This is a genomic window from Corynebacterium sp. CCUG 71335 (assembly GCF_024454075.1).
In the GTDB taxonomy this organism is placed as follows: Bacteria; Actinomycetota; Actinomycetes; order Mycobacteriales; family Mycobacteriaceae; genus Corynebacterium; species Corynebacterium genitalium.
The window spans coordinates 1-26,065 of record NZ_JAGPYY010000015.1; the positions used below are offsets into that span (position 1 = coordinate 1).

General features: G+C 62.3%; 22 protein-coding genes and 1 tRNA gene. 14 read left to right on the plus strand and 9 right to left on the minus strand.

All coding sequences use genetic code 11. The features are described 5' to 3' along the window. Positions 1–78: 78 nt before the first annotated feature. A tRNA-Gly gene (locus tag KBX19_RS10095) sits at positions 79–152 on the minus strand. A gap of 99 nt (positions 153–251) precedes the next feature. Between KBX19_RS10095 and dcd the strand changes: the two genes are divergently transcribed. The 4 genes from dcd (at position 252) to KBX19_RS10115 (ending at position 7,470) form a co-directional block, all read left to right on the plus strand. Continuing rightward, entirely contained in the window at positions 252–815 is a 564-nt protein-coding gene (gene dcd, locus KBX19_RS10100) for a dCTP deaminase (protein WP_255995112.1), read from the plus strand. 1,004 nt (positions 816–1,819) lie between these two features. After that, positions 1,820–2,488, plus strand: coding sequence for a hypothetical protein (locus KBX19_RS10105; protein ID WP_255998788.1), 669 nt, complete (start codon positions 1,820–1,822; stop codon positions 2,486–2,488). Between the two features lie 89 nt (positions 2,489–2,577). After that, positions 2,578–3,915, plus strand: coding sequence for a UDP-glucose/GDP-mannose dehydrogenase family protein (locus KBX19_RS10110; RefSeq protein ID WP_255998790.1), 1,338 nt, complete (start codon positions 2,578–2,580; stop codon positions 3,913–3,915). A gap of 114 nt (positions 3,916–4,029) precedes the next feature. Further along, entirely contained in the window at positions 4,030–7,470 is a 3,441-nt protein-coding gene (locus KBX19_RS10115; RefSeq protein WP_255998791.1) for a hypothetical protein, read from the plus strand. Between the two features lie 60 nt (positions 7,471–7,530). Here KBX19_RS10115 and KBX19_RS10120 read toward each other — a convergent pair whose 3' ends face one another. Further along, positions 7,531–8,799: a pyridoxal phosphate-dependent aminotransferase gene (locus KBX19_RS10120; RefSeq protein ID WP_255998793.1), complete on the minus strand. Its 1,269-nt coding sequence runs from the start codon at positions 8,797–8,799 to the stop codon at positions 7,531–7,533. Positions 8,800–8,831: 32 nt separating this feature from the next. Next, complete coding sequence (locus KBX19_RS10125; RefSeq protein ID WP_198002214.1) at positions 8,832–9,473, minus strand: DUF1707 domain-containing protein; 642 nt, start codon at positions 9,471–9,473, stop codon at positions 8,832–8,834. Between the two features lie 154 nt (positions 9,474–9,627). On the opposite strand from KBX19_RS10125, the gene KBX19_RS10130 reads away from it, so the two are divergent. After that, positions 9,628–10,962: a hypothetical protein gene (locus KBX19_RS10130; RefSeq protein ID WP_255998861.1), complete on the plus strand. Its 1,335-nt coding sequence runs from the start codon at positions 9,628–9,630 to the stop codon at positions 10,960–10,962. A gap of 99 nt (positions 10,963–11,061) precedes the next feature. Further along, a complete protein-coding gene (locus KBX19_RS10135; protein WP_255998794.1) occupies positions 11,062–12,009 on the plus strand; it encodes a hypothetical protein in 948 nt (315 codons plus the stop codon). Positions 12,010–12,138: 129 nt separating this feature from the next. On the opposite strand, the gene KBX19_RS10140 is transcribed toward KBX19_RS10135, so the two are convergent. The 5 genes from KBX19_RS10140 to KBX19_RS10160 form a co-directional block, all read right to left on the minus strand. Continuing rightward, complete coding sequence (locus KBX19_RS10140) at positions 12,139–13,146, minus strand: substrate-binding domain-containing protein (RefSeq protein ID WP_255998797.1); 1,008 nt, start codon at positions 13,144–13,146, stop codon at positions 12,139–12,141. Continuing rightward, on the minus strand, positions 13,139–13,516 hold the full coding sequence (locus KBX19_RS10145; protein ID WP_005288192.1) for a hypothetical protein: 378 nt from the start codon (positions 13,514–13,516) through the stop codon (positions 13,139–13,141). Before KBX19_RS10145 ends, KBX19_RS10140 begins: the two co-directional genes overlap by 8 nt. Before the next feature lie 10 nt (positions 13,517–13,526). Next, positions 13,527–14,873, minus strand: a complete 1,347-nt coding sequence (locus KBX19_RS10150) for a Na/Pi symporter (protein WP_255998799.1) — start codon at positions 14,871–14,873, stop codon at positions 13,527–13,529. A 95-nt stretch (positions 14,874–14,968) separates the two neighbouring features. Continuing rightward, on the minus strand, positions 14,969–16,783 hold the full coding sequence (locus KBX19_RS10155; RefSeq protein ID WP_255998801.1) for an ABC transporter ATP-binding protein: 1,815 nt from the start codon (positions 16,781–16,783) through the stop codon (positions 14,969–14,971). Continuing rightward, on the minus strand, positions 16,780–18,504 hold the full coding sequence (locus KBX19_RS10160; RefSeq protein WP_255998803.1) for an ABC transporter ATP-binding protein: 1,725 nt from the start codon (positions 18,502–18,504) through the stop codon (positions 16,780–16,782). The genes KBX19_RS10155 and KBX19_RS10160 overlap by 4 nt, the downstream gene beginning before the upstream one ends. A gap of 110 nt (positions 18,505–18,614) precedes the next feature. On the opposite strand from KBX19_RS10160, the gene KBX19_RS10165 reads away from it, so the two are divergent. Next, a complete protein-coding gene (locus tag KBX19_RS10165) occupies positions 18,615–18,881 on the plus strand; it encodes an antitoxin (RefSeq protein WP_255998806.1) in 267 nt (88 codons plus the stop codon). A 6-nt stretch (positions 18,882–18,887) separates the two neighbouring features. Then, a complete protein-coding gene (locus tag KBX19_RS10170; RefSeq protein ID WP_005288206.1) occupies positions 18,888–19,286 on the plus strand; it encodes a type II toxin-antitoxin system VapC family toxin in 399 nt (132 codons plus the stop codon). Between the two features lie 248 nt (positions 19,287–19,534). On the opposite strand, the gene KBX19_RS10175 is transcribed toward KBX19_RS10170, so the two are convergent. Continuing rightward, positions 19,535–20,164 carry a hypothetical protein gene (locus tag KBX19_RS10175; protein ID WP_255998809.1) on the minus strand — a complete coding sequence of 210 codons (630 nt, stop codon included), beginning with the start codon at positions 20,162–20,164 and terminating at the stop codon, positions 19,535–19,537. A 223-nt stretch (positions 20,165–20,387) separates the two neighbouring features. On the opposite strand from KBX19_RS10175, the gene KBX19_RS10180 reads away from it, so the two are divergent. From KBX19_RS10180 to KBX19_RS10205, 6 genes are read left to right on the plus strand one after another with little or no spacing between them, the layout of a single operon-like run. Then, positions 20,388–22,070: a nitrite/sulfite reductase gene (locus tag KBX19_RS10180; protein WP_255998812.1), complete on the plus strand. Its 1,683-nt coding sequence runs from the start codon at positions 20,388–20,390 to the stop codon at positions 22,068–22,070. Continuing rightward, positions 22,067–22,324 carry a hypothetical protein gene (locus KBX19_RS10185; RefSeq protein ID WP_005288214.1) on the plus strand — a complete coding sequence of 86 codons (258 nt, stop codon included), beginning with the start codon at positions 22,067–22,069 and terminating at the stop codon, positions 22,322–22,324. Before KBX19_RS10180 ends, KBX19_RS10185 begins: the two co-directional genes overlap by 4 nt. Further along, on the plus strand, positions 22,324–23,100 hold the full coding sequence (locus KBX19_RS10190) for a phosphoadenylyl-sulfate reductase (RefSeq protein ID WP_370687022.1): 777 nt from the start codon (positions 22,324–22,326) through the stop codon (positions 23,098–23,100). The genes KBX19_RS10185 and KBX19_RS10190 overlap by 1 nt, the downstream gene beginning before the upstream one ends. After that, positions 23,093–23,995 carry a sulfate adenylyltransferase subunit CysD gene (gene cysD, locus KBX19_RS10195; RefSeq protein ID WP_255998814.1) on the plus strand — a complete coding sequence of 301 codons (903 nt, stop codon included), beginning with the start codon at positions 23,093–23,095 and terminating at the stop codon, positions 23,993–23,995. The genes KBX19_RS10190 and cysD overlap by 8 nt, the downstream gene beginning before the upstream one ends. Then, on the plus strand, positions 23,995–25,314 hold the full coding sequence (locus tag KBX19_RS10200; RefSeq protein ID WP_255998817.1) for a sulfate adenylyltransferase subunit 1: 1,320 nt from the start codon (positions 23,995–23,997) through the stop codon (positions 25,312–25,314). Before cysD ends, KBX19_RS10200 begins: the two co-directional genes overlap by 1 nt. A gap of 16 nt (positions 25,315–25,330) precedes the next feature. Beyond that, entirely contained in the window at positions 25,331–26,047 is a 717-nt protein-coding gene (locus KBX19_RS10205; RefSeq protein WP_255998818.1) for a sirohydrochlorin chelatase, read from the plus strand. Positions 26,048–26,065 lie beyond the last annotated feature (18 nt).

The window sequence follows — 26,065 nt, forward strand, 5'->3', positions numbered from 1 at the left end:
GGAAAAAATAAACACCAAGACGCCGGTTTGTCCACCATGTCGCGACTCATCTGTCAACAATGTCGCGACTGATGACAGTGGAGCCGGCGACGAGAATCGAACTCGCACTCTCAGCTTGGGAAGCTGATGTTCTACCACTAAACTACGCCGGCATGCTTTCTACCAGGCTAAATGGTGCCTGATGTGAAGCAGGCTCAATCGTAGCACCGCCACCGTGCCCCACGAAAAACGCCCGCATCTAGAATGAAGCCGTGCTTCTTTCAGACCGCGACATCACGACAGCCATCAGCGACGGCCGCCTGGGTATCGACCCCTTCGATGAGGCGAACATCCAGCCCAGCAGTATCGACGTGCGCATGGACAACCTGTTCCGCGTGTTCAACAACTCGAAGTACACGCACATCGACCCGAAACAGGAGATGCCGGATCTGACCACCATGGTCGAGGTGGAAGAGGGCGAGCCGTTCGTGCTGCACCCGGGCGAGTTCGTGCTCGCGGCGACGCTGGAAACCTTCTCGCTTCCCGACGACCTCGCCGGCCGCCTCGAAGGCAAAAGCTCCCTGGGCCGGCTGGGCCTGCTCACCCACTCCACCGCAGGCTTCATTGATCCGGGCTTTTCCGGCCACATCACCTTGGAACTGTCGAATGTGGCCAACCTGCCGATCACATTGTGGCCGGGCATGAAGGTGGGGCAGCTCGCGCTGTTCAAGATGTCGTCCGCAGCCGAAACCCCTTACGGTTCGTCGAAGCTCGGGTCGAAGTACCAAGGCCAGCGGGGGCCGACGCCGTCGAAGGCGTACCTCAACTTCCGGTAACCAAGGGATAGCGCTGGATTACCCGAGGTATACGGGCTGGGCCGCTAACTAGCACGTGTGCCTCGGGCCAAAGGCTATTGAGAAGCCGGCTTGAAACTCGGTGCCAGTGACGCAGCTGCTGCAGATTGAGGAGCGGTTCAAGGTGCGAGGCCCGGTTTCGTGCTTGCCTCAAGGTTTCAGCCCATGTGTAGGCCTGGTAAGCCGACGCTTTGAAGCCTTGGCTGAGAGCGTCCTCCCAAAGGTCGACGCGAGGGCCCGAACGCTGGCCGTTTAAGGAGGGCGGTTTCGGGATGAGCTGTAACCAGGTGCCGAATGATAGAGCCGCGACTAGGTCATCGTGGTTGGGGTTATCTTTAGTGCACCTTTCACGTGCTTTGGTTTCCCACCAGTATTTATACAGGGGCCGCTTGGTAGTAGGGCGCCATGAGCGTGGTGGAGTGCTCCTGACGATGTGCGATAACGGAACCGCTGGCTTTGTAATCCAATCCTTGGTGCCGATTTTTTCCTGGTTCCATATCCTCAGCTGCTGGTCGATGCAGTCGCGTAGGGCTACTTCCACAATCGATGTCGTGCTGGTAACTGCAGCCGCCGCTTCGATGTTCCATAGGTAGAGATCCAAGGCTGTGTAGGGGTTTGGTCCTTGCCCAGAGTCGGTCTCTGCCAAATAGGTTGCGAACCTGGGTGCCGGGATCCGGCTTATTACGTCATCCGCTATGCGTTTCTTCAACGTCCCCCCCCTTGCAGTGCCGCCCGATCAACCGTTATAATCCACAGTACAGCGCGGGAATCACCCGTATAGGATTTCAAACAAGCGGTCTCTTCTGGGGCCGCTTGTTTGATGTTTGGCGCCTAGGGGTTCGCATAACCTCACAATTTGGTCACAGCGGGCCTCCGTCACAGCGCGGAGGTCAATCTGTCACTACCGTGGTTTTCAAGAGGTTTTCACCAACGAAAAACATTTTCGCTAGGGGAAACCGGATGAACCAACATTTAGGAGTGACATCATGACCAGCCCATTCGATTCCGAGAACCGCACCGGTGACATTGACAACGCAGATAACGCACCGGACCGTAGCTACGCCGACACTGATCGCCGCAACGAGGACCTGCACGACTCTGCACGTGACACCTCCACTGAGGAGCACGGTGTGCGGCGCGACGGCAGCGTGGACACGCACCTGCGCGACGAGCGCACGCTTGACGACGGCCGCGTGGTCAAGTCCGAGCCGGTTGACCTGGGCGTGAAGGACGTTCACGCGGATGGCCAGGGCTGCACCTGCGGTAACCACGGTGAAGGCTGCACTTGCGACCACCACAAGACCTGCGACTGCCCTCCCGGTGAGTGCCACTGCCATGGCCACGCCGGTGAGCAGGGCGCGCACCGCAATGAGGGCGCGCACCGCAATGAGGGTGGTGTTCCGGACCACGGCGACTGCGCGTGCCAGCAGTGCCAGGAGCGCCGCCGCGACAACAACAGCGAGACCCGCGACAACGGCGAAGAGAAGGACTTCACCCACCCGGACACGGTGAACGAGGACGGTACGAACCCGGCTGTCCGTACCGTCGATAAGGCGGAGGGCTACAACGAGAACGCATCCTGGAACGACGGCATTGAGCCGGCACAGCGTCAGGAGCCGCGCTCGTACGAGAACGAGGACGAAAGCGTCAACTAAGCCTCTGGGTCGCTTTGTTCATTACTTATTAGACAAGGCTTAACCGTGAAAGCCTTTTACATGCGTGCTGAGTGGGCATAATGGCCCCCATGCGCATGACTGTTATTGGTACTGGTTACCTCGGAGCAACTCACGCCGCCTGCATGGCGGAGCTGGGGCACGAGGTGCTGGGGATTGATGTTGACCAGGCGAAGATCGACGCTCTGAAGAATGGCAGGGTGCCGTTCTTCGAGCCGGGGCTTCCGGAGGTGCTGGAGCGCAACATTTCCAATGGGCGTCTGAGCTTTACCACGGACTACGAAGAAGCCGCTCAGTTCGCCAACGTCCACTTCATCGGAGTGGGCACTCCGCAGCAGCGCGGGTCCTATGCGGCGGATACGACCTATGTGGAGGCTGTCGTCGATAGTCTCGTGCCGCACCTTGAGGGTGAGCACGTGATCCTGGGCAAGTCGACCGTTCCCGTCGGCACGGCGGCGGCACTCCAGGGGCGCGCGGACAGGCTCGCCGAGCAGGCGGGCAAGGGCGCCAGCGTGGAGATCGCGTGGAACCCGGAGTTCCTCCGTGAGGGCTACGCCGTGCAGGACACGATCACCCCGGACCGCATTGTTTTGGGTGTGAACACCCAAAACAAAGGAACATCGACGGCAGAAGCTGTCGCCCGCGAGGTGTACGCGGAGCCGCTGAACAACGACACCCCGTTCATCGTCTCGGATCTGCAGACTGCTGAGCTGGTGAAAGTCTCAGCGAACGCGTTCCTGGCCACGAAGATCAGCTTCATCAACGCCGTGTCAGAGGTCTGTGAGAATGTCGGCGCGGATGTCACGCAGCTTGCCGACGCCATTGGCCACGACGACCGCATTGGCCGTAAGTTCCTCGGTGCCGGCCTGGGCTTCGGCGGCGGCTGCCTGCCGAAGGACATTCGCGCCTTCATGGCTCGCGCCGGGGAGGTCGGCGCCGATCAGGCGCTGACGTTCCTGCGCGAGGTCGACGCGATCAATATGCGCCGCCGCGAGCGCGTGATCGATCTGTCGCGGGAGATTCTCGGCTCACTGATCGGCAAGCGGATCACGGTCCTCGGCGCGGCGTTCAAGCCGAACTCCGACGATGTCCGCGACTCGCCGGCCCTTGCCGTCGCCGGCCAGCTCAATCTCTCCGGTGCCGCCGTGCGCGTCTACGACCCGCAGGCCATGGACAACGCGCGCAAGGTCTTCCCGACGCTCGATTACGCCGCGTCGCTTGATGATGCCCTCACCGACGCTGAGCTGGTCATCCTCGCCACCGAATGGCAGGACTTCAAGGAGCTCGACCCAGCTCACGCCGGTGGGCTCGTTGCGGAAAAGCGGCTTATCGACGGGCGCAACGTCCTCCCCGTCGACGCCTGGCAGGCCGCCGGCTGGCAGCTCTGGGCGCTCGGCCGCACCCTCTAACGGAGGTCCGTTCGAGGGGGGAAGCATTTTTATTCAGGATTGTTTACAACATTCTGTGTTGCAGGTAGTCTTTCGTTGGTTAATCAGTACAGAAACGTTAGGCGAATCCTCCCAATGACCTCCCTTAGCTCTGTGCAGCCCTCTGGCCTGCGCATTTCCGTTACCAAGCGCGCCGTCAGCGCCGCCACGGTCGCCATTATTGGATTGTCCACTGTCCAGGTAGTTGTCCCCGATTGGGGCGCGCTTCCTGTTGCTTCAGCGGAAAACCGGTACGTAAACGGCCAGCACTACAACGACCAAGCTCCGCAAAACGTGCCGTGGGGTGCGGTAAAGAATGAAAATCAGTTCAGCGGAATGTTTTTAAGCCTCGACGCAATTTCGAAGGAAAAGGCTAAGACAGGCAAGTACGGCAACTGGGGCAGCTCAGTGCCGCTGACCATCTGGAGCAAGCAAGATAAGACGGACTACAAGAACGTCTTCTCCGGTCTCGATCGCCCGGTGCCGTTCAACGGCTCGAACAGGCTTGCAACCCCGCTGGGCGAGTGGTCATACACCTCCGAATTCAATGAAGTGTTCTCCGTCAACTGGACTCCCGCTCCGGGGTACATCGGTTACGCCCCGCCGCTGCCGATCCAGATCGATCCCTTTAAATCGAAGCTCAGAAAGGAGTACCACTACGCCACCGTTGACCTGCCGGGCAAAGGCACGACGGATCTGACATCCACGGGCGCTTTCGGTGCCACGCAGACTGCCCAGGCATCTGCTGGCTTCAATGGTGTGAAAGACGGCATGGGCTGGTCCGGGTTCACACCGAAGTACGCCTTCCAGGTAGATAGGCAGGACGCGGTCGCAGGCAAGGTCGACGGCGCTCTTGACTACAAGACTGACGCTGCCGCCAATTACCTCGGCCACATCACCACCGAGCTGAACACCAGCGAAGGTAAGTACTCGATCAATCCGGACACTGGTGAGGTGTCCTTCACGCCGAGCCCGACCTTCTTCTCGGATGCCGAGGTCAAGGATGCGAACATCACGCAGAAGTCGGCGGCACCGGTTCGCGTCGTCGTCAGCAACATGACCACGAATACGATCGGGAAGAACCGCCGCGTCATGGCGTACGGGCAGACTCGGCCGGCGCACACAATCAACCCGAATAATGCTTCGTATGGGGAGGTCACCACCCTTTACACGCCGAGCGTCGTCAAGCCGACGGTCGGCCTGAACAACGCGGAAGCGAATGAACTGGCCGGACGCGACGTCACGCTGAATCCTGATTTCGCGCAGTCCAGCGGGCAGGCGGCGATCGATAAATCCTCGGTGACCCTGATCAATGCCACCGGTCAAGACGTCGGGCGCGAGCTGACGGTCGACGGCGAGGGCACGTGGAAGGTCAACCGCAACGGCTCGGTGACCTTCGCTCCTCAGCTCGGTTTCGTGGGCAACCCCACGCCGATCCAGTACACCGCGAAGAACGAGCACGGTGTTCCCGCGGGCAGGGCTACCCTTTCCGTGCGGTACGACGTGCAGGACGGAACGCTGGCGACGACGATCGAGGAGCAGGGCAAAGCTCAGAAGTCCACGGACAACGGTAAGGGCGACTGGGGCCTGACCGCCCAGAAGATGTTCCCGGGTTACCCGAGGTCGTGGTACGGCGAGTTCACGTACGGCCTGGTCACCCCTGATGGTGAGCTGGTCACGCAAGATACTTCGCTGCAGATTGCGAATGTCGGCCGGTACAGCATCAACAAGAACACCGGTGAGGTCACATTCACTCCGGAACCGTCCTTCACGGGCGCTGCTCCGGCTGTCGGCGTGCGCATCACGAATCTGAAGACTGCGAATGGCCAGCCCCGCCCTGCGGACGGTCACTACCGGCCGATTGTGTCGACGACGAACATGATCCTGCGGCCTGTGTCCGCCACCGGCGAGGTGGGGGAGAAGCTCACTGCGGCTCCGAAGTACGGCAGGGGTATGGTCCCGGGCTCCGTTCAGATCGACGGTGCTGACGCGGACAGCAGCGGCAAAACGAAGACTATCCCCAACCAGGGTGCCTGGTCCGTTGACCGTGAGGGCGTTTTCACGTTCACGCCTGTCGACGGTTTCTACGGCACCCCGGACCCGGTCGATTACACCGTGGCCAACGCTGAGGGTGTGCGCTCGGAGCCGGGCACGGTGCTGGGTGAGTACAAGGCTGTGAAGACGTCGCCGTCGACAAGCACTGGCGATGCAAACCAGCCGCAGAAGTCGAAGTCGGGCAGGGAGATGTTCCCGTCCTTCCCGAGCGACTGGACTATCGCGTACTCGCTTGCGGATGCTGCGGACAACGTTCTGACGAGGAACGAGGGCACCTACACTATCGTCCCGACCACCGGCGTGGTCACGTTCGAGCCTGCCGACAACTACCGCGGAACCCCCGGTACCGTCACTGTGGAAGCAATGACGAAGACCGGCGCGAAGGAATCCACCACCTACCAGGTGTCGGTGACGGGCCAGACTACGGCGACGAACACGACGACGTTGCCGCCGGTGACGGAGACGGTCACCACCGAAGTTCCGACCACTGTGACTACTGCGGTCCCCACCACCGTGGGCGGTGTTCCGACAACGGTTGAAAAGACCGTCACCACGACCGTGACGTCGAAGTCGACGTACCAGGTCACGGTCACGACGACCCCGCCGCAGGCAACGATTACGCAGTTCCCCGCGCCGATGACGGAGACCATTTCGCCCAGCCCGGTCACGGTGACGCCTGCCCCGATCACCACAACGGTGAACGTCACGGGTGAACCGACGGCGGTCACTGCCACTCCGGAGGCCATCACCGCGACGGTGCCGGACGTGGTCACGACGGTCAGCGGCACGCCCGTCACTGTGGCAGTGCCGCCGGTGACGGTGACCCCGAACCCGGTCACCGTGACTGTGACGCCGCGTGTTTCTCCCACCGTCACGGTCACGCCTGAACCGGCAACGGCGACTCCGGATCCCGTCACTACCACGCTGACGCCGGCTCCGATCACTACGACCTTGGACGGCAACAGCCTCGAGATCAGCGATTCCGTTATCAAGGTCACTGCACCGACGGACAACCCGTTCTCTGTGCAGGTGGACGTGCCGGAGATGGAAACAGGCTCCCTGAAGTTCACCGGTGTTGGCGGTGTCGACCTCCAGCCGGAGATCACCCCGGACATGCGTGAAATGAAAGTTCCGGGCCAGGGTCGCTGGATTATTGACAGCGCTACGGGTGAGATCACTTTCTTCCCGAATCCGAACTTCGGCGGTAGGATCTCCCGGGCTGAACTCGCCTACAAGCGTAAAGACGGTTCTGAGCACAAGTTCACTATCCAGGCTTCCTACCCGAAAACGGAGGAGCCGGAAGAGCCGAGCAATACGGGCACGCCGAACAAGCCGACTGAGCCGAAACCGTCGGGGAACTCGCGCGATGCTCTACTGTGGTTGCTGCCGTTCGGTCTGCTGGCTGCGGGCCTTGGTTTGCTGGGTATGCCGACGATCACCTTGTACCCGGAGCAGATCAAGAAGAGTCTCACGCGCCAATAAAGGTCAGGGGGCGGGCAATAGACGTTGTCGCTTATCGGTGCCCCCTAGCCCCCACGCTCCTTAGTGCTGGTGGTAGTCGCTGAGGAAGTTGCCCAGCCGTTCTATGGCGTTCTCCAGCTGGGACGCCCACGGCAGCGTGACCACGCGGAAGTGGTCCGGTTTGGGGTAGTTGAAGCCGGAGCCGCCGACCATGAGGATCTTTTCGCTCTTGAGCAGGTCGAGCATGAAGCGTTCGTCGTCGTAGATGTGGTACATCTCGGTGTCGATCTTCGGGAAGGCGTAGAGCGCACCCTTCGGTTCGACGACAGAGACGCCGGGGATTTCCCGCAGCTTCTTGATGGTGATGTCGCGCTGTTCCTTGAGTCGGCCGCCTTCACCGGTGAGACTGAAAATGGACTGCCGGCCGCCGAGCGCGACCTGGATCGCGTGCTGGCCTGGCACGTTGGAGCACAGGCGCGTGCCGGCGAGCAGATCCAGGCCCTCGACGAATCCGGTGGCGCGGCGCTTCGGGCCGGTAATCATCATCCAGCCGGCGCGGTAACCGCACACCCGGTACGCCTTCGACAGGCCATTGAAGGTGCAGGTGACCAGGTCAGGGGCGACCTCCGCCATGGAAATGTGCTTGGCGCCGTCGTACAGGACGCGGTCGTAGATCTCGTCGGCAAGCACCATGAGCTCGTGCTCGCGGGCGATATCCGCGATGCCCTCGAGGATCTCGCGCGAGTACACAGCACCCGTGGGGTTGTTCGGGTTGATCACCACGATCGCCTTGGTGCGGTCGTTCACCTTGGAGCGAATGTCCTCGAGCGAGGGGTTCCAGTCGTCTTCCTCGTCGCAGATGTAGTGCACGGGAGTGCCGCCGCTTAACGACGTCGCCGCTGTCCACAGCGGGTAATCGGGAGACGGGATGAGGACCTCGTCTCCGTCGTTAAGCAATGCCTGCGTGACCATGTTGATCAGCTCGCTGACCCCGTTGCCCAAGTACACGTCGTCAATATCGAATTCTGGGAAACCGTCGATCTCCTCGTAGCGCGTGACCACGGCTCGCCGCGCCGGAATAATGCCCTTCGACGTCGAGTACGCCTGCGAGTGCGGCAAGTTGGCGATGATGTCGCGCATGATTACATCGGGAGCATCGAAACCGAAGATGCCGGGGTTGCCCGTGTTCAGCTTGAGGATGTTGTGGCCGTCGCGCTCCATTTCCTCCGCCGTCGCCGCGACCGGTCCACGCAGGTCATAGGCCACGTTCTTGAGCTTGTCCGCCTGATCAAAATGGCGGTGTTTCTTCAAAGGTTTGCGCTGGGGGTTCTCATTGGTGTCGTCGCTCATGGGGCCATTCTATTGAGAATTCGCCGCGGTTTTCACCGCTTGAAGCGGTTAATCGTGTCTTGCGCGTAGCCCATCACGTCGCCAGTGAGCTGGTCGCGCTGCGCTGCACGCAAAGCTTTACGACGTTCCTCCTCCAGCCGGCGGGCCGTCCTCATATCCCTGAGTCGCTTGCGCTCAAGCTGTGCCGGACTTGGGGTGTACCAGCTATCCGGGCCGACCTTCATGATGTAGAGGAGGATGAACAGCGTCGGAACAATGAAGACTGGCATCATCGCCCATAACGGTGCGACAGTTTCCGCCAGCACGATGCCGCCGCTGAGCGACAGCAGCGTGCCCAGGCCGAACATGCCGAGGCGGATGTTCTGGCCACTCTTGCGGGCAGTCGCAATCTCGTGGCGGGTATAGACGTCGAGTTCCTGGCCGTGCGCCGGCTGGTACTGCTGGTATGCCTCTATCTCCTGAGACTGCTGCTGCGTGGGGAGGTCCCGGAACAGCGGTTCCAGGTCACGGTGGGTGGCGGCCTGGGTAGCGGCATCGCACCGCTTGTCGTACTCCTCCGGATCCAAGCGGCCCTCGCCGTACGCGTAGGTCAGCTGGGCCAACGCGTCCGCACGCTCCGCGTCAGACAGGCGAAGGTCGCGGGCCGGGGGCTTAGGGTACGGCTGATTACTCACGCCATCCATCTTAAACCTGGTTCATCTCGCGGCGGCGTGTTCATGCAACGGGGCACGTTAAGCGCTGTCTACCCCCTTGATGCAATCTGAATAATGGCTGAACAATGCTTCGCTTGAACTCGCATATTTTCGCCAACACAATATGATAGCCCTTATGACCAACCCCAATGATCCAAATAACCCGTTCGGCGGTCAGGACAACAATCCTTTCGGCGGCGGCTACGGAAACAACAGCAGCAATTCCAACAACCAGAACCCCGCTGACTCGACCGGTTCCACCTCCTACGGGCAGGGTGGTTACGGCCAATCCGGCCAGAACGGCTACGGCCAGTCCGGCTCCAGCTCCTATGGCCAGAGCAGCTATGGGCAGTCCGGTTCCAGCTCCTACGGAGAGGGCTCCTATGGCCAGGGTGGCTCCAGCGCTTACGGTCAGTCCGGCTCCGACCAGTTCGGTTCCACCTCGAACTCCGGCTACGGAGACTCTTCCTACGGCCAGTCTGGCCAGAACGGTTATGGCCAGTCCGGCTCCGGCTACGACCAGGCTGGATCCGGATACGGCGCGTATGGACAGACGCCGGGTCAGGACGGCTACGGACAGAACTCCTACGGTCAGGCCTACGCTCCGGGGCCGGGTTTCCAGCACCCAGAGAATGACCCGAACGTTTCCGAGTCGGGCCGCCCGCTGCAGCCCACCGGCGGCTCGCTGCCGATCGTCGAGTCTATTCCGTTCGCGTTCAAGCGCCTGTTCAGCAAGAACTGGCACGTATACATCGGCTTCACGGTGCTAATGATGATCGCCTCGATCGTTGCGCTGCTCCTCATCATTGTTCCGGTGATCGCGGCGGCGACCAACGACCCCAATGCTGGCAGCCCGAACTACAACCTGGCGGAGGAGCATCCCTTCGGGATCATCGCCGGGTACCTGGTCATGATAGCCATCATGTTCGTGATGTACATCGTGCTGTACAACACTGCATTGCGCGACAGCCGCGGTGAAGAACCGAGCTGGGGCAACCTGTTCAAGAACATCCGATGGGGCCAGGTCATCTTGGTCCACGTCCTTCTCGGATTGGCTGTGTTTGTGATCTATGTCGTCTTCGCGCTGCTCATGATCTTCTTATCTGAGGTACACGTCGCGCTGGGCATCATCGTCTTCCTGCTCATGATCGCAGCAATGATCGCCGCTGCTCCAGTTCTCAACCTGGCGCCGTTCTACGTGTACGACGGCCGCACCAACGCTGTCGGTGCCTTCAAGATGGCATGGGAGGATGCTAAGCCCCACTTCCTGCTGATCGTGGTTTCACTCTTCCTCATCAGCATCGCTTGCAGTGCATTCGCAATCGTAACGATCGGGTTCGGCATGTTCGCTCTTCCAGCGCTCCAGGCCCTCTGCTACGTCTTCATCTACCGCTGGATCAGCGCACACCGCGACCAGCCGGCCGGTCCGCAGCACCCTGAGTCCCCCAGCGGCTACATGAGCATGTACTAAAGCTCACCCGGGTGTAACCCTCAGCGTGCCGCCTGCATCTAACAATGGTGCTGGGCGGCACGCTTTTCATCTCTTAGCAGCAGGTATGAAGGAGCCAAGATGACCACGGTGACAGTCACCGAGCCGATCGGGTTCGGGTTCAAGCGGGTATTCGACAATTTTCTCGTCTACGCCGGGATCAACCTCATCTTCACGGCTATTGTCATCGCCACGTTGATCATGGGTGGGGTCACGGGGGTTCTCTCCGACGAGGAGATCGTGACCAACGAAGACCTCATTAAGGCGCTCGTTTTCGTCGCTGTTCTCGGCTTCATCTGGTTGTGGTGGCAGGTCGCACGCACCCGCGTTGCTCTCCGCGATGTCGCCGGCGAAGGAGCCCGCTGGTCCAACGCATTCACTGGTTTGCCGATCATCGGGGCGGTGGTGGCGTACTTCTTGACCGCCTGTTTCGGGGTGATCGTTGTCGGTCTGCCTATCGCCGGAGCGGCCCTGCTTTTCGACGTCCACCCGGCCTTCACCGTTCTCCTCGGCATTGCTGCTGTAGTGCTCGCGTTCCTGGTGTACCCGGTGGTCGTTCTGGTGCCGGTGTACGTCATCGATAGGGCAGCGAACCCATTCGAGGCCTTTGGCCGGGTCTTCAAGGACCTCAAAGGGTGCTACTGGACGGTTCTGGGGTCGATCACTCTGCTGCGCATCATCAACTCGGTGCTTTCCTTGTTCACGCTCAACCTGTCGCTGTTTGTCACCTACCCGGCCGAGTCTTTGGCATTTGCCCGCATTTACCAGCTGATCCGCTCCGACTACCCTTACGTCCCCACGTACGGCGTCGCGCGCGGGATGCAGCCGCCCTACGGCGATCCCATGTACCCGGCTGGTTCCTACCCGGCTTATCCGGCCCACCCGTACCCGTCTGCATACCCTGATTCCCCGTATCCGGCGCCTTACCCGAGCCAGCCGTATCCTAGCCAGCCCTACCCGGGCCAGCCGTACCAGCAGCCGCCGTACCAGCAGCCGCCGTACCAGGGTCCGGGCACACCCGGCTGGTAACAGAAACTGCAGCTCCCAACTGCTTCGACTGTGAAGAGAATGACTAAGAGGGTCTGACCCCCGATTCAGAATCGGAGTCAAACCCTCTTAGTTGCGGCCGGGCCGGGCTGCTTGCCAGCTAGTCCGGGTTTATGCTTGCCAGCGCTCGTCTGCACCGGTCTTGCGGTCAGCGTAGCGCTTCTGGGCGTTCTCGTAGTCCTCTTCCGGGAGCTGGTAGAAGTACACGCGTGGCATGACAGCCTCAGCGTGCTCGAGGTAGGTGGTGACGAACTTGTCCACGTCCTCGCGCTCGGTGGATTCCTTGTTCACGTAGATGAACAGCGGACGGGACAGCGGGTAATCGCCCTTCTTCGTCTCCTCCGCGGTCGGTGCAACGCCCCCGACCATGACGTTGTCGATCATGCGCTGAGTGTCTTCCTCAGCGGCGAGGTAGTTACCGATGCCCATGAAGGACAAAGCGTTCGGGTCATCAGCAACCCACTGGGTCAGCTCATCGATGTCGTCGGTGGACTCGTAGTCGTCGCGGATCTCGTCACCGTCCAGGACCAGGTCCTCGAACACGCCGAGGGTACCGGAACCCTCCGGGCGGCCGTAGAGCTTGATCTCCTCGTCCGGCCAGGACGGGTCGATGTCGGACCACTTGGACACCTCGGACTCCTTCGACCAAATGTCGTGCAGCTGCTCGACGGTCAGGTCGGTCGCGAAGTCGTTGTCGCGGTGTTTGACGATGGTGATGGCGTCCAGACCGATCGGCAGCTCAATGTACTCGACGTCGTTGTCGGCGCACTGCTTCTGGAAGTCGACCTCTGCGCCGTCACCCGGGATAGGCGTGGAGGCGTCGTTGATGTCAGCTTCGCCGTTGCAGAACTTGTCGAAACCGTCGGTCGAACCAATGGCCTCTACGTCGACATCGAAGTCGTAGCGGTTCGCCATGTAGGAGGTGATCGGCTCGATGGTGGCGGAACCGGTGGTCTTGATCGGGCCCCCAGCGGCAGCGTTGGTCTCGCTGCCGTTGTCGCCGCCAGAGTTGCTGTTGCCGGAGCTGCCGTTCGAGCCGCTGTCAGAGGAGCAGCCGACTGCGAGGACGGTCATGCCCGCCAGGATGGCTGCGGTGATGGACTTGCGGGCTTTAGCCATTGGTCTTGCCCTCCTGCATCTCAGCACGGAACTCGCGCAGCAGGCGGAAGAGGTTCTTCCAGGAACCCTGGGAGTTGCTCCAGTACTTGGCGAAGTTCTCGTCGAGCTCAGCCTGCTGTTCAGGCGTGACGTTCGGGTTGATCTTCTTGTGCTTGCGGGTGCCCTCTCCGGTTGCAGCAGCAGCCTCACCCTCCTGGTCAGCGGCTAGACGGTCCGCGTTGCGGCCGCGGGCGTTGAGCTCGACGCGCAGCTCTTCTGCGGTCTCTTCGAGCTCCTCGAGCAGGGCTTGCAGTGCCTCATCCGGAGCCTCGTTCTGGATGAGCTCCTGAGCCATCGGGGACAGGTCGGGGGTCTCGTTCGGGTTAGTCATTGAAGACTCCTTACATCAAAGTGTTGGAAATGAAGACGGCTAGCAGCGGGATAGCGAAGAACACGCCACCGATGTAGATGAAGACGTAGAGCTTGTTCTTCTCGGCCAGGCCAGCGAGCCAGTCCGAGCAGCGCGGGGGGATGTTGCGCAGGAACGGGATACTCAAGATGAGAATCGCGGAGAAGAGGTTGAACAGCATGTGCACCAGCGCACCGGACATTGCTGCCTCTGCTTCTGCACCGGATGCGGAGAACGCAGCGATGAGGCCGGTGAAGGTCGTACCGATGTTCGCACCGACCACGAACGGGAACAGGGTGCGCACTTCGAACTTGCCGGACGCAGCCAGTGGAACCGTCAGGGCGGTGGTGGTGGAGGAAGACTGAACCAGCGCGGTGATCAGGGCGCCGGAGAGCGCACCGATGAAAGCGTTCTTACCCAGTGCGGCGTAGAGGATGTCCTGGGCCTTGCCCACCAGCAGAGCGTTGAGGACCTTACCGATGAACTGGATGGACACCAGAATCAGAGCGACACCGATCAGGGCGAGAATAATGCCGCCCCACATGTCACCGAGTGGCTCGACGAGGCTGCTGACCAGCTCAACGAGCGGCTCTGTGATCATGTCAATGAAGTCACCGAAGGCCTCGAAGCCCTTCGAGATGATGCTGTCGCCGCCACCGGCCAACGACGGTGCGATGGCAGTTGCGGTCTTGCCTAAGAATCCGGTGAGGATCTCCAGCGGGAAGAAGACGCCGATGGCGATCAGGTTGAAGAAGTCGTGCACGGTCGCCATGGAGAAACCGTTCTTGAACTGCTTCTTGTTACCGGCCAGACCCAGGGCGACCAGGGTCGAGGTGACCGAGGTACCCATGTTGGCACCGAAGAGCATCGGGATGGCGATGTTCAGCGGCAGACCACCGGCGATCATGCCCACCACGATGGAAGTGGTGGTAGAGGAAGACTGGATGATCGCCGTGGAGACGATACCGATGGCCAGACCCACGAACGGGTTCTCAGCGAAGGAGAACAGCTCTTTAGCCTGGTCGCCGGCGACCATCTTGAAGCCGTCACCGATCATGCCGACGCCGTTGAGGAGCAGCCAGATGCCGAGGAAGACGGCGACCCAGTTAGCTACCTGCTTTGCGGTGCCTTCAAACGGGAGGAAACCGAGCGGGTCGTTTTCCTCGGCCTTGTCTTCGATGTCGTCATCGATATCGGAGGAATCAGTGGTCGTGGTGTTCTTGCCGTCGACATCGACCGGCTCAGAATCTTTCACGTTCCGGTCGATGACGCGCACGTCTGCCTCGTCGGGCAGATCGTGCTCACCAGCTGGATCGCGGGGGAGTCCCTTTTTACTCATTAGCGCTCACTTCTAATTAGGGGCGAATATGGGCGCTCGTCAGGCTAATCTAAGGAACTGGACAGGCGAGTAACAGAAGATGAACGCTTGTTGAACTAGAAGTCGCCCGCAGCTCCGTCTGGTTGCTGCATACGCCAGTACACCCCGCGGCGCGCCATCAGCTCGTCGTGGGAGCCCTGTTCGACGATGCGGCCGGCCTCCATGACCAGGATGGTGTCGGCGTCGCGGATCGTCGATAAGCGGTGAGCAATAACGAACGCGGTGCGCCCAGAGCGCAACGACCCCATCGCTTCCTGCACGAGAACCTCGGTGCGGGTGTCCACGGACGACGTTGCTTCATCGAGGATGAGCACCGACGGCTGAGCAAGAAACGCTCGAGCAATAGTGATCAACTGTCGCTCACCGGCAGAGATGGCGCCGGAATCCAGGTCGACGACCGTGTCGTAGCCGTCGGCAAGCGTGCGCACGAAGCGGTCGACGTACGTGGCGCGCGCGGCGGCGATGACCTCCTCGTCGGTGGCGTCAAGATGCCCGTAGCGAATGTTCTCCATGATGGTGCCTTTGAACAGCACAGCGTCCTGCAGCACCATGCCGATCTCGCCGCGCAAGGCCGCACGAGGGACGCTTCGCGTATCGACGCCATCGAGCCGGATCTCACCCCTATCGATGTCGTAGAACCGCATGAGCAGGTTGACCAGTGTCGTTTTTCCGGCGCCCGTGGGGCCGACGATCGCGGCGGTCTGCCCCGGTTCGACGCGCAGGGTCAGGTCTTCGATAAGTGGCGTGTCGGGGGAGTAGCTGAAGGAAACGTCGTCGAATTCGACGAGTCCGCGCGCGGGTGTGGCAAGGATGCCGTTGGCGTCGGTGCTCTGCGCGGGCGCGTCGAGGAACTCGAAGATGCGCTCGGCCGATGCGACACCGGACTGCAGCATTTGCAACATCCCGCCGAGCTCACCGAGCGGCTGGTTGAGCTGGCGCGAATACTGGATGAACGCCACCGCCGAACCCAGCGTGATGTGCCCGCCAGCCACGCGCAGAGCACCGACGACCGCGATGACCACATACGACAGGTAGGTGATGAACTGCATGGTCGGGAAGATCGTGCCCGAAAGGAACTGCGCCTTGAACGCGGAGCCGAACAGCTCGGCGTTGCGGCGATCGAATTCATTCTCCATCTCGTCGGTGCGACCGAAGATGAGCGCGACCTCGTGGCCGGTGAACGCTTCCTCGACGTGACCGTTCAGCGCGCCGGTAGAGCGCCATTGCTGACTGAACTGCTTTTGCGAGCGCGTTCCCAGCACGGCGATGACCAGTCCTGACAGCGGCACAGCGATGAGAGCGACGAGGGCGAGCTCCCAGGAGATGGAGAACATCATCACCACGATGCCGGTGAGCATGATCGCCGAGTGAATCAAGTGCCCCATCGCCTGTTGCAGGGCTTGCTGCACGTTGTCCACGTCGTTCGTCGTGCGCGACAGCAGGTCGCCGCGCTGCCGGGTGTCAAAGTAGCTCAGGGGCAGGTCATGCACCTTCGCCTCGATCGACGCGCGCAGGTCATACACCGCCCGCATGACGGCCCGGTTGATCACCGCGCCTGAGGCCCAGTCCGCGAACGATGCGCCGGTGTAGATGACCAGCAGCCACATCACAACGTCGCTCAGCCGCTCCATGTCGCCGCGCGCGATCACGTCGATGGCCATGCCCAGCACCGCCGGCCCCGCCACCATGAGCAGCACCGAGACCACATTGAGCACCACGCCGGCACCGAACGCCAGCTTGAGCGGCCCCATGAGCTTCAGCATCCGCCAGGCAGAGGGCCAGAACGCTTTTGCTTGTCTGCGTCCCGCCTCCCCGGTCTTTTCCTCCAACTCCAGGAACTCTTCGTCGGTCAAGTCTGTCTTGGCACTCATGCGTCCACTCCTTCCTGGGACGCAACGATCTCTTGGTACGTCGGTGAGTTGGCCAGCAGGGATTCGTGGGTACCGCGGTCCACAATCCGGCCGGCTTCCATGACCAGGATCTGGTCGGCGTCGACAATCGAGCTGACCTTCTGCGCCACGAGAATGGTCACCGCACCGGCCGTGTATTCGGCCATGGCCGCCTGCAGGTTGGATTCGGTGATGGGGTCAAGGGCGGAGAAAGAGTCGTCGAAAAGCAGCACCTTCGGATTTGCTACGAACATGCGCGCGATGCACAGACGCTGGCGCTGCCCGCCCGAGACATTCGTGCCGCCTTGGGAGATCGGCATGCCCAAGTCCTCGACGAAGTCCGCCTGAGCGACGCGCAACGCCGCCCACAGTTCCTCATCAGTGGCGTCCGGGTTGCCGAAACGCAGGTTCGTCGCCACCATGCCGGAAAACAGGTACGGCTTCTGCGGAACCATCGACACGGTGCTGGTCAGGTATTCGCGGCTCAGCTCCGTGGTGGGCACGCCGCCAAGCGACACCACGCCGGAGCTGGGTGCGCGCAGCCGTGGGATCAGGGACAGCAGCGTCGTCTTTCCCGCTCCAGTCGACCCGATCACGGCCGTCGTCGTGCCTGGGCGGGCCTCGAAAGAGACGCCCTCCAGGACCGGGGCATCCGCGCCGGGGTAGCAGTAGGTGACGCGGTCGAATGTGACGGTGGGGTCAGTGGTCGGGGTGGTTGGGGCGTCGATAAGCGAGGGCGAGTGCGCCAAGACTTCCGCAACACGGCGTGCGCACACGAACGCGCGGGGCAGCGGAATGATCATCGCCGCGCCCATGACCACCGCAATGAGAATCTGCAGCATGTACTGCATGAATGCCGTCAACGAACCGATCTGCATCAGGCCTGCGTCGATGCGTTGACCGCCGAACCACATCAACGCGGCGATCGCGGCGTTGAGGATCAGCATGACCACAGGAAACAGGGTCACGAACACACGCCCGACGTTCAGGCTCACCCGCGTGATGTCCGCGTTGGCCTCGGCGAAGCGTTGCGTTTCAAAGTCTTCGCGGCCGAACGCGCGCACCACACGAATGCCGCTGATCTGCTCGCGCAGGACAGCGTTGACGGCATCGAGGCGCTCTTGCATCTGCGTGAACAGCGGCAACAGCAGCGCAACGACTGCCGTGACCACCACCGCGAGAATCGCCACTGCGACCGCGACCAGCCATGACAAGCCAGCGTCCTGCCGCAACGCCATGACCACACCGCCGATCGCCATGATCGGCGCGGTCGCGAGCATGCCCAGTGTGAGCTGCATCGCGACCTGAATCTGGTAGACGTCGTTCGTCCCGCGCGTGATCAGCGTCGCCGGCGGAAACTCCGCCATATCCTCAGCGTCAAAGCGGTTGACGTGCGCGAACACGTCCTTGCGCAGCTCACGCGCCACGCTTGTCGACGCCCACGCCGCCAACCACATCACCCCCACCGCCGTGACAATCTGCACCAGGGCGGCGATGAGCATGATCCCGCCAGTGCGCCATATATAAGGTATGTCGCCACGGGCGAGACCCTTGTCGATGATGTCCGCATTCAGCGACGGCAACCACAACGTAGCCAGCACCGACACGAGCTGGAGTACCAGCACGCCCGCGATGGCGGCGGCGAAGCGGCGGTCTCTCTTGAACACGGCGCCGATGAGGCGGATCAGATGGGGGAGGTTCACGGGGCAATCATAGGCCTGTGCCGTTTCTGGAGCATAGTGTCGCCATTCGGCCGTATATACTTGGAGTTATATCCGTAGTGACGGTGTTGATAGTGCCAAAGGAGGAAGTTGTGACGAAGCCCGTTGAAACCACCGTGTTCAAATCCGGAAACAGTCAGGCTGTCCGCATTCCGGTGACCCACCGACTCGTCGTCGAACGAGTGACCGTCGAGCACGTCCCCGAGGGTCTGCTCCTCCGTCCCGTCGAAGAGACAATCGGTGACGCGCTCAACCGGCTGCGCGCCTACCAAGCCGCAGAAGGTATCGAAGGGGGACTTCTCGAAGAAGTCGAAGACCTTCCACTCGAACCCTTACCTGACTTCGACGACAGGTCCTGATAGACCATGCGGTATCTGTTCGACACGAACGTCTGGATTGATCTTGAACGGGGCAGTTATCCGCACGTGCTGGACCGTGCCTCGAGCTGCACACGAGATCAAGTAGGCGTCTCCACAGTGGTTCTCGGAGAACTGTATGCAGGTGCTTTACGGTCGATGGACCCTATTCGAGCGCGACAATCCATCGACACGTTCTTGGCGGGCTGGCCGAGGATCGGTGTGGATGAACGAACTGCAGAGATCTACGCGGAAATTCGAGCGGCCCTGCAAAGTCAAGGACGAGTTATCGGCCCCAATGACTTATGGATCGCGGCTCAGGCATTGCGCGAGGATGTGGTCCTCGTGACGGCGAACGACGATGAATTCTCCCGAGTGCCATCGCTTGAGGTTGAGAACTGGCGATAGTCCGCACTGCGGAGTCCCTGCGGTTTTGCGGCAGTCCGGTGAGGTGACGCCGAGCTGGAATACTGCTCGGGCATTTCCGGAATACTGCTCAGGTAAACATGCAGGTCAGAAACGTGCGGTTTGGCTTATAAGGTCGAGCAGTATTCCGGGGGTCGGGTGGAGTTCGATGGAGCGGACTCCGCATTGCGGAGTCCCTGCGGTTTTGCGGAGTCCCTGCGGTTTTGCGGAGTCCCTGGGGTTTTGCGGGGCTAGGGTGTCGCTGGAACTGCATTCGCTGCAGACAGCAGGGTCGTCCACTGAGCCACCGTGACGACGCCAGGCGCAGACGGGCCGGATGCTGACACCGCGGAAACGTCCGCCCAAGCCGGCCGGTGCCAGCCTTCCCACGTGGTGAAGGGGAGGCTGCGGGACTCGAGAAGGGCGACGATCGCCCCGGGCTGGTCAGCCACCTGCGGTGAAGCGACGACGGGGGTGCGGCTGAGGGCAATCGCGGCATCGGCGGCGGACGCGGAGAGCGCGTCGTAAACCTCGGCCGCGCCAGGAGATGTGCCGATGACCACGACGGACCCGGCGGTGTCACCGGCCCCGGCGTCAGAATCAGACGCCACGACAATCGTGTCGTAGTAGTGGGTCAGTTCGCCGACGGTCACGTCAGTTCCGATGGTGAGGTTGCCGAAGAGTCTGAGGCGGGGGACGTCGATAAGCGAGCGGGCGCTGCGGTGCGATGAGCCGAAGCGGATGAGGGATGTGGGGGCGGGGGAGGCGTCGAAAAGGTCGACGAAGTAGCTGCGGCCGGGCATGCAGATGAGGAGGTCCGATGCGTGGATGCCGGTGGGGCCGGCTCCAATGACGGCGACGCGGGAAACGCGGTTGGTCATGTGAGGCTCCTTCTGTAGCTAGGTAGACCGCTTGGTCTAAAAACTTAGCAACGATTAGTACGCAGTCAAGGCTCAAGCGAGATTTACATTCATATGAACGTGCAGACCAGCGAGCCGAAACCTTGCAGGGGAGTGACCTTATGCGGGCTGGCTGTGTAGCGTGCTGATCAACAAACCGCACCGCGCAACGCTATAGACAGAGCGGTACACAGAAGGAGGCGGCATGACCACCACCACAAGCGCAGAAGCACGGCCCCGCCCGGCGCGTAAGCCAAAGCCGGAAGGCCAGTGGAAGATCGACGGCCAGGCGCCCCTCAACCACGATGAGGAGCTCAAACAGGTCGAGCCCGTGCTGGCGGTCAAGCAGCGCGTCATCGACATCTACTCTAAGCAGGGCTTCAAGTCGATCCCGGAAGAAGATCTGTACCCGCGCTTCAAGTGGCTGGGCATGTACACGCAGCGCAAGCAGAACTTGGGCGGCGAGCACACCGGCAAGGACAACCTCGAGCTGCAGGACGAGTTCTTCATGGTGCGCGTGCGTTTTGACGGCGGCCAGTGCTCCACCGAACAAGCCCGCGCCGTCGGCGAGATCAGCCGCGACTACTGCCGGTCCACAGCCGACCTGACGGACCGCCAGAACATTCAGCTCCACTGGCTGCGCGTCGAAGACGCGCCGGCGATGTGGGACAAGCTCGAGTCGGTCGGCCTGAACACCTGGGACGCCTGCGGCGATGTGCCGCGCGTGATCATGGGTTCGCCGGTGGCGGGCATCGCGAAGGATGAGATTATCGACGCCACACCGGCGATTGAGAAGATCAAGAACGAGTACGTCCTGCGCGAGGAATTCCAGAACCTGCCGCGCAAGTTCAAGACCGCGATTTCCGGCAACGCCCGCCAGGATGTCGTGCACGAGATCAACGACATCGCGTTCATCGGGGTCAACCACCCCGAGTTGGGTCCGGGCTTCGAGTGCTTCGTCGGCGGAGGCTTGGCGACGAACCCGATGCTCGCCCAGTCCCTCGGCGCCTTTGTCACCCTGGAGGAGGTGCCGGAGGTGTGGGCTGGCGTGGTCCGCCTGTTCCGCGACTACGGCTACCGCCGCCTCCGCGCCCGGGCACGCATCAAGTTCTTGGTGGCGCAGTGGGGCATCGATAAGTTCCGCCAGGTCCTCGAGGACGAGTACCTGGGCTACAAGCTTCCCGACGGCCCGCACGCCCCGACCAACCTGATCGACCGCGACCACATTGGCATCCACGAGCAGAAAGACGGCAATGTCTACCTGGGCGTGAAGCCGACGATGGGCCACCTCACCGGCGAGCAGCTCATCGCCATCGCTGACCTGGCCGAGTCTTACGGCCTGAGTCGTCTGCGCTTCACCCCGTTCAAGGAAATCCTGTTCCTCGACGTCGACCCGGAGCAGGTCCGGGCGCTTGCGGCAGACCTGACTGAGATGGGCCTGTACTCCGCCCCCAGCGAATTCCGCCGCGGCATGCTCACCTGCACCGGCCTGGAATACTGCAAGCTCGCCCACGTGACCACAAAGGCCCGCGGCATTGAGCTTGTCGACGAACTCGAGGAACGCCTCAAGGACTTCGACTCTCCTATCACGATCGCCCTGAACGGCTGCCCGAACGCCTGCGCCCGCACGCACATCGCGGACATCGGCCTGAAGGGCCAAATGGTCGACGACGGCAACGGCAACAAGGTCGAGGGCTTCCAAGTCCACCTGGGCGGCGCCATCGGCGAAGGAGCCAACTTCGGCCGGAAGCTCCGCGGCCACAAGGTCCTCTCGACTGAGCTTGGGGATTATGTGACGAGGGTGGCGGGTAATTTCGTCGAAAAGCGAAACGACGGCGAGCTCTTCCGCGACTGGGTCGCGCGCGCCGACGAGGATGACCTGCGATGAGCTTCCGCCGCAAGCCGAACCCGAACCGCAACCACCCCGCGTATTGCCCCTACTGCGCGGGCGAAGGGTTATTTCCTGATGAACAATCGGATTTTGCATGGAAATGCACCGAGTGCCTGCGTATCTTCGAGGTGTTGTTCCACGGGCAAGATGACCCGGACGTGGCTCCGCAGAAGGCCAAGTCAACGGAGCAAGCACTGCAGGAATCGCTGGCCCGTCACGGCCACGACGCGGTGTTGAGGAAGGAGAAATAGTGGACTTTCTAAACAGGTCCGCGGGTGATGTGCGCGACCCCGAAGTGAGCCCCGAGGGCCCCAAAGAAACTGCGCCGCTGACCCCAGAGATCGCCGAAGCAAACGCGAAGCTTGTCGACGAATGGGCCGACAAACTCTACAACGCCTCTGCGAAAGAGATCCTCGAGTGGGCCTACGAGTATGCCCCAGGCAACCTCGTGGTGACGCTGAGCATGGAGAACACCGTTCTCGCGGAGCTGGCGAAAGACTACCTGCCGGAGGCGGACTTCCTCTTCCTGGATACGGAGTACCACTTCGACGAGACGCTTGATGTCGCGGACCAGGTGGAAGAGCGTTATACGGCGCAGCGCCTCGTCCGCGCGAAGGCGATCCTGTCCCGTGAGGAGCAGGACCGCGTGTACGGCAAGGCACTCTACCGCCACAACCCGACCGCGTGCTGCCGTATGCGCAAGGTGGAGCCGCTCGCGGTGAACCTCTCGCCCTACGTCGGCTGGGTCACGGGCCTGCGGCGTGACGACGGCCCCACCCGCGCCGAAGCCCCCGCTTTGAGTTTGGATGCGACGGGCCGGTTGAAGATCAGCCCGATCATCACGTGGTCGCTGGACGAGACCGACGCATACATAGAGGACAAGAATTTGATCATCCACCCGCTGACCAAGCAGGGCTACCCCTCCATCGGCTGTGCGACCTGCACCCTGCCGGTCGCTGAGGGCGAAGATCCCCGCGCTGGTCGCTGGGCCTTTTCGAGCAAGACGGAGTGTGGTCTGCATGGCTAACGAACTCTCCCCGCACCTGCGGGATCTGGAGAACGAGTCGATTCACATCCTGCGTGAGGTGGCAGGGCAATTCGACAAGATCGGCCTGCTGTTCTCGGGCGGCAAGGACTCCTGTGTCGTCTTCGAGCTGGCGCGCCGCGCGTTTGCGCCCGCCGCAATGCCGATCGAGTTGCTGCACGTGGACACCGGCCACAACTTCCCGGAAGTGATCGGATTCCGCGACCGCCTCGTCGAGGAAACCGGTGCCCGCCTGCGCGTGGCGCACGTGCAGGATTGGATTGACCGCGGCGACCTGGTCGAGCGTCCCGACGGCACCCGCAACCCGCTGCAAACCGTGCCCCTCGTGGAGACCATCGCTGAGGTCGGTTACGACGCCGTTCTCGGCGGCGCCCGCCGCGACGAGGAGCGCGCCCGCGCCAAGGAGCGCGTCTTCTCCGTCCGTGACTCCTTCGGTGGCTGGGATCCGCGCCGTCAGCGCCCTGAGCTGTGGAGCCTTTACAACGGCGAGAAGCTTCCGGGCGAGAACATCCGCGTCTTCCCCATCTCCAACTGGACGGAAGCGGACGTGTGGGAGTACATCGGCGCCCGCGACATTGAGCTGCCGGCCATTTACTTCGCTCACGACCGCGAGGTGTTCAACCGCGACGGCATGTGGCTCACCGCCGGCGAGTGGGGCGGCCCGCGCGAGGATGAGACCGTGGAGACCCGCCGCGTGCGTTACCGCACCGTCGGTGACATGAGCTGCACCGGCGCAGTCGATTCGACCGCGACAACCATTGACGAGGTGCTGGTCGAGCTCGCCGCTTCCACCCTGACCGAGCGCGGCGCCACGCGCGCCGACGACCGCCTGTCCGAATCCGCCATGGAAGACCGCAAGAAGGAGGGCTACTTCTGATGAGTCCTTTTGGAAATTCTGCAGAGCCGAATGCGTCGGCGAGTGAAGCGTTAGCGCAACGAGCGACGCTGAGGCTCTGCACGGCCGGCTCCGTTGACGACGGCAAATCCACCTTCGTCGGCCGCCTCCTGCACGACACGAAGTCGGTCCTGGCGGATCAGCTCGCCAGCGTCGAACGCACCTCCGCCGACCGCGGCTTCGAGGGCCTCGATCTTTCCTTGCTTGTCGACGGCCTCCGCGCCGAGCGCGAACAAGGCATCACCATCGACGTCGCCTACCGGTACTTCGCCACCGACCAGCGCAGCTTCATCCTCGCGGACACCCCGGGGCATGAGCAGTACACGCGCAACACCGTCACGGGCATGTCCACGTCCCAGGTCGTCGTTTTGCTTGTCGACGCCCGAAACGGCATCAAACCGCAAACCATCCGCCACCTCACCGTGGCGAGCCTGCTCGGTGTGAAGACAGTCATCCTGGCCGTGAACAAGATCGACCTGGTGGACTACTCGCAGAACGTCTTCGAGGAGATCAAGGGCGAGTTCGAGTCCCGCTGCACTGCCCTGGGCATCGAGGAGCCGCACGCCGTGCCGATCTCCGCGAAGTTCGGCGCCAACGTCGCCGAGCGCTCCACCGAGACATCCTGGTACGAAGGCCCGACCGTGCTCGAGCTGCTGGAGACCATCCCGGTCAACTCCGGCCGCGCGCTGGACCTGGCGTTCCGGTTCAACATCCAGTACGTCCTGCGTGAGCACGAGACCGACTACCGTGCCTACGCCGGCACCGTGAACTCCGGCTCCGTGAAGGTCGGCGATGAGGTCGTCGCGCCGAACGGCCGCACCACGACGGTCACCCACATCGACACGGCGGATGGCCTCGACGGCGCGCAGTCCGCTGACGCTGGCGACGCGGTCTCCCTGCGCCTTGCCGACGACATTGACCTCACCCGCGGCGACCTGCTGGCCTCCGCGCTATTCCCGGAGCTCGTCCGCGAGTTCCACGGCACCGTCGTCGGCCTGACAGAGAAGGATGTCGCCGCTGGGCAGGCTGTGAAGCTGCGCTACGGCACCTCGCTGGTCCGTGCCCGTGTTGCCAGCGTCGACCGCGTCATCGACATCGACGGCACGGCTTCGTCCAACTCGGACAACACCGCGCCAGAGTCCTTCGGCCTGAACGACATTGCGCACGTGACCGTCCAGACGGCGCAGGAGCTGCCGGTGGAGGAGTACGCGGCGCGCGGTGCCGTGGGCAGCTTCCTGCTCATTGATCAGGCGTCCGGTAACACGCTGGCAGCTGGTCTCGTGGGAACGCGGCTGCGGTAGGAGAGCTGAGGTCATCATGAACGCACCCGCCCTGATCACGCTGTCGCACGGATCGCGCCACCCCGGCGCGCGCCCCGGTGTGGCCACGCTGACCGCTGCCGCCGCAGCTCAGCTGGGCGTGACGGGTGTGGATGCGCACCTCGAGTTCGACACCCCCGACCTCACCGCCGCCGCCCAGCAGCTTGTCGACGCTGGCCACACCCGCGCCGTTGTCGTACCGACCCTGTTCACCACCGCCTTCCACGCCACGCACGACGTGCCCGAAGCGATCGCGAAAGCCCGGGCCGCGACCGGACTCGACCTCATCCCTGCCGAAGGGTTGGGCCAAGGCCGCGACGTCGCCGCCATCCTCGCCGCGCGAGCCGTGAGCGACATCGCGGCATCCGGCCGCGCCGTCCGGGAGATCATCCTCTACCCGGTGGGCACCTCCAACACGGAGGCGGCCGCGAAGACGGTGGAGCTGGGCCGAGATGTCGAAAAGCTCGTCGGTATTCCTGTCACGACCGTTCCCGCGACGGGTCATGGGAAGAGGGACGTGGGGGAGCTGGCAAGCGTCGATAAGCATTTGCTTCCGCTCTTTGTCACTGAAGGGTTGCTCCTGGACCGGGCGTTTCGAATGTGGCCTGGTTCCGTCTCCGCGCCGCTGGGTGCGGACCTCGCACACGTCGTAGCTTCGCGCTACCGCCGCGCACTTGCGCACACAGACGCACTGGCCGCTTCGGCCACGGCGTAATTCTCACCAAAGGACAGC

Excerpts from the sequence above, each read along its gene's own strand:
- KBX19_RS10115 (WP_255998791.1), top strand. The coding sequence starts at position 4,030 with ATGACCTCCCTTAGCTCTGTGCAGCCCTCTGGCCTGCGCATTTCCGTT.
- KBX19_RS10205 (WP_255998818.1), top strand. The coding sequence starts at position 25,331 with ATGAACGCACCCGCCCTGATCACGCTGTCGCACGGATCGCGCCACCCC.
- KBX19_RS10185 (WP_005288214.1), top strand. The coding sequence starts at position 22,067 with ATGAGCTTCCGCCGCAAGCCGAACCCGAACCGCAACCACCCCGCGTAT.
- KBX19_RS10120 (WP_255998793.1), bottom strand. The coding sequence starts at position 8,799 with ATGAGCGACGACACCAATGAGAACCCCCAGCGCAAACCTTTGAAGAAA.
- KBX19_RS10170 (WP_005288206.1), top strand. The coding sequence starts at position 18,888 with ATGCGGTATCTGTTCGACACGAACGTCTGGATTGATCTTGAACGGGGC.
- KBX19_RS10200 (WP_255998817.1), top strand. The coding sequence starts at position 23,995 with ATGAGTCCTTTTGGAAATTCTGCAGAGCCGAATGCGTCGGCGAGTGAA.
- KBX19_RS10135 (WP_255998794.1), top strand. The coding sequence starts at position 11,062 with ATGACCACGGTGACAGTCACCGAGCCGATCGGGTTCGGGTTCAAGCGG.
- KBX19_RS10145 (WP_005288192.1), bottom strand. The coding sequence starts at position 13,516 with ATGACTAACCCGAACGAGACCCCCGACCTGTCCCCGATGGCTCAGGAG.
- KBX19_RS10140 (WP_255998797.1), bottom strand. The coding sequence starts at position 13,146 with ATGGCTAAAGCCCGCAAGTCCATCACCGCAGCCATCCTGGCGGGCATG.
- cysD (WP_255998814.1), top strand. The coding sequence starts at position 23,093 with ATGGCTAACGAACTCTCCCCGCACCTGCGGGATCTGGAGAACGAGTCG.
- KBX19_RS10130 (WP_255998861.1), top strand. The coding sequence starts at position 9,628 with ATGACCAACCCCAATGATCCAAATAACCCGTTCGGCGGTCAGGACAAC.
- KBX19_RS10155 (WP_255998801.1), bottom strand. The coding sequence starts at position 16,783 with ATGAGTGCCAAGACAGACTTGACCGACGAAGAGTTCCTGGAGTTGGAG.
- KBX19_RS10110 (WP_255998790.1), top strand. The coding sequence starts at position 2,578 with ATGCGCATGACTGTTATTGGTACTGGTTACCTCGGAGCAACTCACGCC.
- KBX19_RS10150 (WP_255998799.1), bottom strand. The coding sequence starts at position 14,873 with ATGAGTAAAAAGGGACTCCCCCGCGATCCAGCTGGTGAGCACGATCTG.
- KBX19_RS10105 (WP_255998788.1), top strand. The coding sequence starts at position 1,820 with ATGACCAGCCCATTCGATTCCGAGAACCGCACCGGTGACATTGACAAC.
- KBX19_RS10180 (WP_255998812.1), top strand. The coding sequence starts at position 20,388 with ATGACCACCACCACAAGCGCAGAAGCACGGCCCCGCCCGGCGCGTAAG.
- KBX19_RS10175 (WP_255998809.1), bottom strand. The coding sequence starts at position 20,164 with ATGACCAACCGCGTTTCCCGCGTCGCCGTCATTGGAGCCGGCCCCACC.